Origin of the sequence: Streptomyces sp. WAC04114, from assembly GCF_019733245.1 — a bacterium.
GTDB classification, from domain to species: Bacteria; Actinomycetota; Actinomycetes; order Streptomycetales; family Streptomycetaceae; genus Streptomyces; species Streptomyces massasporeus_A.
In genome coordinates this window covers 1-9,725 of record NZ_JAIGQA010000244.1, presented here as the reverse complement: position 1 = coordinate 9,725, position 9,725 = coordinate 1, and the positions used below count along the sequence as shown (strand labels likewise).

Annotated in this window: 8 protein-coding genes and 1 pseudogene; 6 read left to right on the top strand and 3 right to left on the bottom strand. The window is 71.4% G+C overall.

Going from position 1 to position 9,725, the window contains the following annotated elements:
- Positions 1-342: pseudogene (locus K4G64_RS36260) on the top strand (GNAT family N-acetyltransferase); the annotation flags it as partial.
- 39 nt (positions 343-381) lie between these two features.
- On the opposite strand, the gene K4G64_RS36255 reads toward K4G64_RS36260, so the two are convergent.
- Both K4G64_RS36255 and K4G64_RS36250 read right to left on the bottom strand, forming a co-directional pair.
- Complete coding sequence (locus K4G64_RS36255) at positions 382-1,224, bottom strand: siderophore-interacting protein (RefSeq protein ID WP_221760138.1); 843 nt, start codon at positions 1,222-1,224, stop codon at positions 382-384.
- A gap of 126 nt (positions 1,225-1,350) precedes the next feature.
- Positions 1,351-2,280: a 5'-3' exonuclease gene (locus tag K4G64_RS36250; protein ID WP_260461469.1), complete on the bottom strand. Its 930-nt coding sequence runs from the start codon at positions 2,278-2,280 to the stop codon at positions 1,351-1,353.
- A gap of 197 nt (positions 2,281-2,477) precedes the next feature.
- Here K4G64_RS36250 and K4G64_RS36245 point away from each other — a divergent pair, with 197 nt between their 5' ends.
- The 4 genes from K4G64_RS36245 (at position 2,478) to K4G64_RS36230 (ending at position 7,794) form a co-directional block, all read left to right on the top strand.
- Complete coding sequence (locus K4G64_RS36245; protein WP_221760137.1) at positions 2,478-3,569, top strand: glycine betaine/L-proline ABC transporter ATP-binding protein; 1,092 nt, start codon at positions 2,478-2,480, stop codon at positions 3,567-3,569.
- Positions 3,562-6,177, top strand: a complete 2,616-nt coding sequence (locus K4G64_RS36240; protein ID WP_221760136.1) for an ABC transporter permease/substrate binding protein — start codon at positions 3,562-3,564, stop codon at positions 6,175-6,177. The genes K4G64_RS36245 and K4G64_RS36240 overlap by 8 nt, the downstream gene beginning before the upstream one ends.
- Before the next feature lie 331 nt (positions 6,178-6,508).
- Positions 6,509-7,078 carry a helix-turn-helix domain-containing protein gene (locus K4G64_RS36235; RefSeq protein ID WP_221760135.1) on the top strand — a complete coding sequence of 190 codons (570 nt, stop codon included), beginning with the start codon at positions 6,509-6,511 and terminating at the stop codon, positions 7,076-7,078.
- Positions 7,075-7,794: a helical backbone metal receptor gene (locus K4G64_RS36230; protein ID WP_221760134.1), complete on the top strand. Its 720-nt coding sequence runs from the start codon at positions 7,075-7,077 to the stop codon at positions 7,792-7,794. The genes K4G64_RS36235 and K4G64_RS36230 overlap by 4 nt, the downstream gene beginning before the upstream one ends.
- On the opposite strand, the gene K4G64_RS36225 is transcribed toward K4G64_RS36230, so the two are convergent.
- On the bottom strand, positions 7,706-8,857 hold the full coding sequence (locus tag K4G64_RS36225) for a TDT family transporter (RefSeq protein ID WP_221760133.1): 1,152 nt from the start codon (positions 8,855-8,857) through the stop codon (positions 7,706-7,708). The two genes, K4G64_RS36230 and K4G64_RS36225, sit on opposite strands and share 89 nt — an antisense overlap.
- Positions 8,858-8,927: 70 nt before the next feature.
- On the opposite strand from K4G64_RS36225, the gene K4G64_RS36220 reads away from it, so the two are divergent.
- The coding region (locus K4G64_RS36220; RefSeq protein ID WP_221760132.1) for a LysR family transcriptional regulator at positions 8,928-9,725 on the top strand (798 nt) is incomplete at its 3' end.

Below are 9,725 nucleotides of genomic sequence, written 5' to 3'. Positions count from 1 at the left end.
GGAGGGGGAAGCGCACTGGGCGGTGGCCGACACGGAGTCCGGGGGACTGCTGGGCCGGGTGGCGCTGCGCGACCTACGGCTCGCCGACGGGACGGCGGAGGTGGCGTACTGGACCGCCCCGCAGGCACGGCTCCGGGGCGTCGCAGCCCGCGCCACGACCGCACTCACCCACTGGGCTCTCGACGAGATCGGCTTCCCCGCCTGGAGCTCCTGCACGCCGGGCGCGACGAGGCTTCCTGCCGTGTCGCCGCCCGGACCGGCTTCGCCCCGGAGGGCACCAAGCGCAGTGCGATCTTGCAGCCGGACGGCTGGCACGACACGCATCTGCCCGCGCCGATACGGCGTGGACTGAGCGGAGCCCCGCGCGCCGGAGGGCTGAGCTCAGGCCGCGGACACGCTCTCCTGTTCCGCCTCGATCCGGGCGTTCCACTCACGCTTGGAGGCCTGCCAGCCGTCCTCGTTGTGGCCCTTGCGCCAGTAGCCGGAGATCGAGAGGTCCTCGCGGGCGACGTGGCGCTCCACGCGGAGCAGATGGCGCAGTTGCTTGACGAAGTGCGCCTCGCCGTGGACGAAGGCGTGCATTCTGCCCTCGGGGAACTCCAGGTTCCGGACGGCCTCGACCAGCGCCTCGCCCAGGGGCCGGGCGCCGCGGTGCAGCCAGACGACGTCCACGTCCGAGTCGATCTTCTGCTCCTCCTCAGGGCCGGAGACTTCCACGAAGGCGTACGCCCTTGCCCCGTGCGGCAGTGCCTCCAGGGCGCAGGCGATCGCGGGCAGCGCGCTCTCGTCGCCGACGAGCAGGTGCCAGTCGGCGTCCGGGTCGGGGGCGTACGCCCCGCCGGGTCCCATGAAGCGCACGGTCTCGCCCGGCCGGGTGCGTACGGCCCACGGACCGGCCAGGCCCTCGTCACCGTGGATGACGAAGTCCAGCGTCAGCTCGCGGTGCTCGGCGTCCCACTGGCGGACCGTGTAGGTCCGGGTCACCGGCCACTGTTCGCGCGGCAGCTCGTCCTTGACGCGCTGCAGGTCGAAGGGTTCCGGGTAGGTGACGCCCGCGGGCGGGAACAGCAGCTTCACGTAGTGGTCGGTGCACGTCTCCGCCGCGAAGTCGGCGAGGCCCTCGCCGCCGAGCACCACGCGCTGCATGTGCGGGGTCAGCCGCTCGGTGCGGACGACCTGCGCGGTGTGGAGCCTGCGCGGCTGGCGTCCCGGTCGCTCTGCCATGAGGACCTCCCGGTCTCGCATAGTTAGGGTTACCTAAGTTAGCACCTCTCGCCCACTTCACACCTCTCGGCCAAGGCGGCAGTTGAACACCAGGGCCGCCGGTCTCCTCCCGCCCGTCCTGTCACGTCACGCCGAGAGGGTCGTCAGCAGCCGCTCCAGCGAGCCGCCCAGTCCCCAGCGCGCCGCCAGCGCCTCCAGTGCCGCGGGGTCGCGTGGCGTGCGCGGCAGCGCCGTGGACACGTCCGGCAGGGGTACGTCGTCCGCGACCCGGACCACCTTCGGTGCGACCGCGAGATAGGGACGCGCCTCGTCCAGGCGCCTGCGCTGGGTCGGTGTCAGCTTCGACCCCCGGTCCTCGATGGCCGCCATGATCCCGGCCAGGTCCCCGAACTCGGCCAGCAGCTTGGCGGCTGTCTTCTCACCGATGCCCGGCACGCCCGGCAGGCCGTCGCTCGGGTCGCCGCGCAGCAGGGCCAGATCCGCGTACCCGCTGCCGTCCACCCCATACTTCTCACGCAGCACGGCCTCATCGGTGTGCTGCAGCGTGCCCACGCCCTTCAGCGGGTACAGCACGCGCACCCCGCGCGCGTCGTCCACCAGCTGGTACAGGTCCCGGTCGCCCGTGACGATGTCGACCGGGCCCTTCGCGGCGGCGGTGAACGTGCCGATCACGTCGTCCGCCTCGTACCCGGCGACGCCCACGCGCGCGATGCCGACCGCGTCCAGCACGGCTTCGATGACCGGCACCTGCGGGGACAGCGTGTCGGGCACCTCCTCCTCGTCGGGGCCGACCGCGTGCTCCTCGGCGACGCGGTGCGCCTTGTAGGAGGGGATCAGGTCCACCCGCCACTGCGGGCGCCAGTCGGCGTCCATGCAGGCCACCAGGAGGTCCGGCCGGTGGTCCTTGACCAGGCGGTCGATGAAGTCGAGCAGTCCGCGCACCGCGTTCACCGGTGTGCCGTCCGGGGCCCGGACCGAGTCCGGTACGCCGAAGTAGGCGCGGAAGTACAGGGAGGCGGTGTCGAGGAGCATCAGTCGTCCGGTCACGCCACGCATCATGCCGTACGCCGCCGACAGCGACTCGCCGCAGCGCAACGCGTTGCGTCCTGCGCGTTCGGTGTGAAGCGTCGCACTTTCGAGTTTGCTGCCGGGGATCGGGGGGAGGCGCCGCCCCGGAGCGAGGCTGGTTGCGCATTTCAACTGTTTGCGCCCTGTCCTCGCTCTGTTCTGTTGCCGTCGAAATAGAGGTGCACGTGTCAGCAACGCTCGAGGCCGAGAGCCTCTACAAAGTGTTCGGCAGAAGACCGGACCGAGCGGTCGAACGGCTCCGTGAGGGGGCCGACCGTGAGGAACTGCGTGCCGAGGGCACGACCGCCGCGGTGATCGACGCGTCCTTCACCGTGGAGCCCGGCCAGATCTTCGTCGTCATGGGTCTGTCGGGTTCCGGCAAGTCCACCTTGTTGCGCATGCTGAACGGCCTGCTCGAGCCGACCGCCGGGCATGTGCGCTTCGACGGCCAGGACCTGACCACGCTCGGCGCCCGCGAACTGCGCGAGGTCCGCTCCAAGAAGATCAGCATGGTGTTCCAGCACTTCGCGCTCTTCCCGCACCGCAGCGTGCGCGAGAACGCCGCCTACGGTCTGGAAGTGCAGGGCGTGCCCCGCGCCGAGCGCGCACGCCGCGCCGACGAGGCGCTCGCCCTGTGCGGCCTGGCCGGCTGGGAGAAGTCCTGGCCCGACGAGCTGTCCGGCGGCATGCAGCAGCGCGTCGGCCTCGCCCGCGCGCTCGCCACCGACGCCGACCTGCTGCTGATGGACGAGTCCTTCAGCGCCCTGGACCCGCTGATCCGCCGCGACATGCAGGACCAGCTGCTGGAACTCCAGCAGAAACTCAAGAAGACGATCGTCTTCATCACGCACGACCTCAACGAGGCTATGCGCCTGGGCGACCGGATCGCCGTCATGCGCGACGGCCGTATCGTCCAGACAGGCACCGCCCAGGACATCCTGCTGCGGCCGGAGAACGACTACGTCGCCTCCTTCACCCAGGACGTCGACCGCTCCCGCGTCCTGACCGCGGGCGAGCTCATGGACACCTCGGTCAGCGCGGACGACCCCGGCTGCCGCTGCGAGACCGCCACGCCCGACACCCCCTTCACGGAGCTGTGCGCCATCAGCGCCCGGCTCACCCACCCCGTCTCGGTCGTGGACCAGGACAACAGGCAGATCGGCGTCGTCCCCCGGCAGCGCCTGGTCGGCTTCCTCGGCGACGAGCAGGACACCACCCCGCAGCCCTGCGACTCCCCGCGGGACAAGGGCGGAGAGAAGGTGATCGCCCGTGCCTAGGATTCAGCTCGGCAGCTGGGTCAACGACGCGGTCGACTGGCTCACCACTCACATGGGGTGGCTGTTCGACTTCTGCAAGACCGTCTTCCTCGGCCTCTACGACGGCATCAACGCCGTCCTCCAGGCCCCCGCACCGCTGCTCCTCGCCGGCATCTTCGCCGTGATCGCCTTCTGGCTGCGCGGCACCCTCGCAGGTGTCCTCACCTTCGCCGGATTCGCGTTCATCGACTCCCTCGAACTGTGGGAGAACGCGATGATCACCCTGGCGCTCGTCCTCGTGGCGACCGTCATCGCGCTGGTGATCTCCATACCCGTGGGCATCTGGGCGGCCCGCTCGGACCGCGTCAGCGGTCTGGTCCGGCCCGTCCTGGACTTCATGCAGACGCTGCCCGCGATGATCTACCTCATCCCGGCGATCCTGTTCTTCGGCACCGGCGCCCCCGCGGGCATCGTCGCCACCCTGATCTTCGCGCTCGCCCCGGGCGTGCGCATGACCGAGCTGGGCATCCGGCAGGTCGACAAGGAACTGGTCGAGGCTGCGGAGGCGTTCGGCACCTCGCCCCGCAACACGCTGCTGCGCGTCCAGCTCCCGCTGGCCCTGCCCACCGTCATGGCCGGCATCAACCAGGTCATCATGCTCGGCCTGTCCATGGCCGCGATCGCCGGCATGGTCGGCACCGGCGGCCTCGGCGGCGATGTCAACGAGGCCATCGGCCAGCTCAACGTGGGCCTCGGCTCCGAGGCCGGTGTGGCGATCGTGATCCTCGCGATCTACCTGGACCGCATGACCAGCGCCCTGGGCACCCAGGTCTCCCCGCTCGGCCGCCGCACCGCCGCCAAGCTGCGCGCCGCCCAGGGGCTGAAGATCTGGTCGTACCGGCCCCGCCCGGTCGTCGCCGTGATCGGCGTCGTCGTCCTCGCGCTCACCGCGGGCGGCATGGGCGCCTTCGGCGGCGGCACCGGCACCGAGGCCGTGGCGGACGGCAAGAACGTCGGCCAGGGCAAGAAGATCACCATCGGCTACATCCCCTGGGACGAGGGCGTCGCCTCCACCTTCCTCTGGAAGGAGGTCCTGGAGCAGCGCGGTTACGAGGTCGAGGCCAAGCAGTTCGACGCGGGCCCGCTCTACACCTCGCTCGCCCAGGGTGACGTCGACTTCCAGACCGACGCGTGGCTGCCCACCACCCACGCCCAGTACTGGAAGAAGTACGGCAAGCAGCTCGACGACCTCGGCGCCTGGTACGACAAGACGTCCCTGGAGCTCACCGTGCCCGCCTACATGAAGGGCATCGACTCCCTGGCGGACCTCAAGGGCAAGGCCTCCGAGTTCGGCGGCAAGATCACCGGCATCGAGTCCAGCGCCGGCGAGATGGCCCTGCTGAAGAGCAAGGTCCTCAAGAAGTACGGCCTCGACAAGGAGTACGAGGTCGTCGACAGCTCCACGCCCGCGATGCTTGCCGAGCTGAAGCGCGCCTACGCTCAGAAGAAGCCGATCGTCACCACCCTCTGGTCGCCGCACTGGGCGTACAACGACTACGACCTCAAGAAGCTCGAGGACCCCAAGGGCGCCTGGGGCGAGGGCGACGGCGTGCACACCCTGTCCCGCAAGGGCTTCGCCGACGACGACCCCACGGTCGCCGGGTGGCTGAAGCACTTCAAGATGAATGAGAAGCAGCTCACCAGCCTGGAAGCCGAGATCAACAAGGCGGGCAAGGGCGCCCAGCAGGACGCCGTCCGCGCCTGGCTGAAGCAGAACCCCGGTGTCGTCGACAAGATGGCCCCGGTGCAGAACGCCGGGGGCGGCACGCCCGCCGAGGCGAAGCAGCCCCTGGACGTAGCCTGGTTCCCCTGGGACGAGGACATCGCCGTCACCTACCTGTGGAAGAACGTCCTGGAGCGGCGCGGCTACAAGCTGAACCTGAAGCAGATGGACGTCGGCCCGGTCTACACCGGTCTGGCCTCGGGCGATCTCGACCTCAACTTCGACGCCTGGCTGCCCTACGCCCAGAAGAACTACTGGGACAAGAACAAGGACCGCCTCAAGGACCTCGGCACCTGGTACGAACCGACCTCCCTCGAGCTCGCCGTACCGTCCTATGTGAAGGGCGTCGACTCCCTGGAGGACCTCAAGGGCAAGTCCTCCACCTTCAAGGGGAAGATCATCGGCATCGAGCCGGGCACCGGCGAGATGGACCTGCTGAAGAACAAGGTCCTGCCCGGCTACGGCCTGGACAAGGAGTACGAGGTCGTCGACGGCTCCACGCCCGCGATGCTGGCCGAGCTGAAGCGCGCGTACGCCAAGAAGGAACCGATCGCCGTCACCCTCTGGTCGCCGCACTGGGCGTACAGCGACTACGAGCTGACCAAGCTGAAGGACCCCAAGAAGGCCTTCGGCGAGGGCAACACGATCCGCACCATCTCCAACGAGAAGTTCCCCGAGGAGTACCCGCAGCTCACGAAGTGGATCAAGAACTTCAAGATGAGCGAGGACGAGCTCGGCACGCTGGAGAGCGAGATCAAGAACCGCGGCCAGGGCCATGAGGAAGAGGCCGTGGCCGAGTGGCTCGAGCAGCACCCGGACATGGTGCAGCGCATGACACCGCAGTAGGGTTCCGGGGTGGGACGCGCGACAGCCGCGCCCCACCCCGCCCCCCATCCCACGAGCGGGATCCGGACAACCACAGAGCGCTACGCGCCCCCCTGAACCTCCTCTCCCCGCCTGTTCCTCCCGCGGGAGGAACACCCGCCCCGCCCCCTTCGGCGGCGGATCCCCTGGCGCGAAGTGTGAGGTCGTGCACCGTCCCGTATGACGTCGATGTGACGGGCGCATGAAACGGTTTGCCGAACGTGCGTAGGGTGCAGACAACTCAACAGGAGCAGTGCGCCGGGACACCGCCGCACGGGGAGCGGATCGACGGGCGAAGGAGGGAGCCGGAGCGATGGGCGACCACAAAGAGCAACCCCTTCGGGTGGGCGCGGCCGTGCGCCGGCGGCGCCGCGCGCTGGAGCTCACCCTTGCCGTCGTGGCCGCGCGCAGCGGCCTGTCCGTCCCGTTCCTGAGCCAGATCGAGAACGACAGGGCCCGGCCCAGCACCAGCTCCCTGGAGAAGGTCGCCGACGCCCTGCGCACCACCGCGGTGGAGCTCCTCGCCGCGGCCGACCCGGCGTGCAGCGTGGACGTCGTCCGCGCCGACGGCATCGATCCCCAGCCGCAGCCCCGGACCCGCTCCCTGGTCCGCGGCCACCACCAGATGCATGCCTCCGAGTTCACCGGCGACCATGACGCGGGCCGTGAATTCCAGTACCGCAACGACCAGTTGATGTACGTCGCCGACGGCGCGGTGGAGATCGAGGCGGAGGGCCGCGCCTACCGCCTGGGCCGCGGCGACACGCTGTACCTGACCGGTGGCGTACGGCACCGCTGGCGGGCGGCCGAGTCGGACACCCGCGTGGTCGTCGTCGCCGTGGCGGAGCATATCGAGGCGGTCCGGGACCGGCCTCGCCGGTGAGAGTCGTCTCGCTGGTCCCCTCGCTGACCGAGGCCGTGGCCCGCTCGGCGCCCGGAGCCCTCGTCGGCGCCACCGACTGGTGCACGCATCCCCCCGGCCTCGACGTCGTACGCGTCGGCGGCACCAAGAACCCCGCGATCGACCGCATCCTCTCCCTCGCGCCCGACCTGGTGATCGCCAACGAGGAGGAGAACCGCGCACCCGACCTCGCGGCCCTGCGGGCGGCGGGCGCCGAGGTCCTGGTGACGGAGATCCGGGACGTGCCGCAGGCCTTCCGCGAACTGGCCCGGGTGCTGGACGCCTGTGGGGTGACGGCCCGGCCGCGCTGGCTGGACGAGGCGGAGCGGACCTGGTCGTCCCTGCCGGATCCCGGGACGCGCCGCACGGCGGTCGTGCCGATCTGGCGCCGGCCCTGGATGGTCCTCGGCCGCGACACCTTCGCCGGCGACGTCCTCGCCCGCCTCGGCGTCGACCACGTGCACGCCACACACCCCGATCGCTATCCGCGCGTCCCGCTGGAGGACCTGCGCGCCTCGGCCCCCGACGTGGTGGTCCTGCCGGACGAGCCCTACCGCTTCACCGCCGACGACGGCCCCGAGGCCTTCCCCGGCCTGCCCTGCGCGCTCGTCAGCGGACGGCACCTGACGTGGTACGGGCCGTCACTGGCCGAGGCGCCGCGGGTACTGGGCGGGGCGCTGCGAGCAGCTCGCCCCTGAGCAGCCCGCGCACGGTGCCCAGGACGGCCGTGCCCCAGGCCGTGACCAGCACCGCGTAGAGCAGGACCGCCGGGCCCGCGCAGGCGACGAGCCCGGTGTGCCGGGCCAGCGCCTCGGCGCCCGTGACACAGGTGCCGACCGGGAAGGTGAACGACCACCAGGTCATCGAGAACCGCATCCCGTGCCGCCGGGCGCGGACGACATGGGCGGTGGCCAGGCAGAACCAGAGCAGCGCGAAGCCCATCACGGGCACGCCGTACAGCACCGCGAGGGCATCGAAACCCTTGCTGTACGGCGCCGGTACGACCCCGGGCGCCACGTCCGCGAAGGCGCCGACGGCGGTGGTGGACTGCCCGAGCGGGCCGAGCACCAGGAACAGCGTCGGGGTGAGGGCGAGGGGCAGCGGCCCGCCGGTGAGCGACCGGGCGAAGACCAGCGGCAGCATGACCAGCGTCGCGAGCAGGCTGAGCCCGAACAGTGCGAGGCAGCCGAGGAGCAGCGTTTCCCGGGCCTGACCGGGCGGCAGATGCGGCACCAGCAGCGGCCCGACGGCGGCCGACACCATCGGCGCGACGAGCGGCAACAGCCAGACGGGCGTGGCCCGTCCCGGCTCCACCCGATGCCGTACGGCCATCAGATACGGCACCATGACCGCCGCGGCGAGCCCGAGAACCGTGCCGGCGGTGAACAGCACCGCGTCGAGCGTCACGGCCGCCCGCAGCCCGATCCAGTCCCGGCCGACGGCGAGGGTACCGCCGCCCACGGCCAGCAGGGCCATGGCGAGGCAGCCGTAGAAGGGCGCCACCGCCGGGTCGAGGAGGTGGGAGCGGGCCTGGTCCCGGTGCCGGCTCCAGTGCACGGCCCGCGCGCCGAGCAGGGTCACGAGCAGCGCGAGTGAGAGCGCCCAGACGGCCGCGAGCACGCCGCGCAGCCCCGGGACGTGCGGTGCGAGGGCGGCCCCGGCGGTGGCGACGGCGGCGGTGCCCATGACGGTGGCGTACCAGTTGGGTCCGAGATGGCGGACGGAGAGCGGATACGCGTGGGGCCGGGCTGCGGTGACCATGACTTCACGGTGCGGCCGGGGGAGGGGCACCACCAGGGATCATGCCTCTATGGCGGCATAAGCTGGGTTTATGAGCAACGCGGATGAGCAGACCGGGCCGGCCGGCACCGGCTCCGTGGCGCACCGGGTGCCGGATCTGGGCGCCCTGGAGCTGCTGCTGGCGGTGGCGCGCCTGGGCAGCCTCGGTGGCGCGGCGCGGGAGCTCGGCATCACCCAGCCCGCGGCCAGCAGCCGGATCCGGTCGATGGAGCGGCAGCTCGGTGTGGCGCTGGTCGACCGGTCGCCCCGCGGGTCCCGGCTGACGGACGCCGGGGCACTGGTGACGGACTGGGCGCGGCGGATCGTGGAGGCGGCGGAGGCGTTCGACGTGGGGGCGCAGGCGCTGCGCGACCGGCGCGACTCCCGGTTGCGGGTCGCCGCGAGCATGACCATCGCCGAGTATCTGCTGCCGGGCTGGCTCCTCGCGCTGCGCGCGCAGCGGCCCGACACGGCGGTGTCGCTGCACGCGGGGAACTCGGCGGCGGTGGCGGAGCGGCTGCTGTCGGACGAGGCGGATCTGGGGTTCGTGGAGGGTCTGTCGGTGCCGGCCGGTCTCGACTCGGCGGTCATCGCCCATGACCGGCTGATCGTGGTGACCGCGCCGGGGCATGCGTGGGCCCGGCGGCGGCGGTCGCTGGCGGCGGAGGAACTGGCGTCGACGCCGTTGATCCTGCGCGAGGAGGGGTCGGGGACGCGGCAGGTGCTGGACGCGGCACTCGGCGGGCTGGCCCGGCCGCTGATCGAGCTGTCCTCGACGACGGCGGTGAAGGCGGCGGTGGTGAGCGGGGCGGGGCCGGCGGTGCTGAGTGAGCTGGCGGTGGGGGAGGAG

What these genes read in the sequence shown, in the direction of transcription:
- K4G64_RS36255 (WP_221760138.1), bottom strand. Translation starts at nt 1,224, where the DNA reads ATGGCAGAGCGACCGGGACGCCAGCCGCGCAGGCTCCACACCGCGCAG.
- K4G64_RS36250 (WP_260461469.1), bottom strand. Translation starts at nt 2,280, where the DNA reads ATGCGTGGCGTGACCGGACGACTGATGCTCCTCGACACCGCCTCCCTG.
- K4G64_RS36235 (WP_221760135.1), top strand. Translation starts at nt 6,509, where the DNA reads ATGGGCGACCACAAAGAGCAACCCCTTCGGGTGGGCGCGGCCGTGCGC.
- K4G64_RS36225 (WP_221760133.1), bottom strand. Translation starts at nt 8,857, where the DNA reads ATGGTCACCGCAGCCCGGCCCCACGCGTATCCGCTCTCCGTCCGCCAT.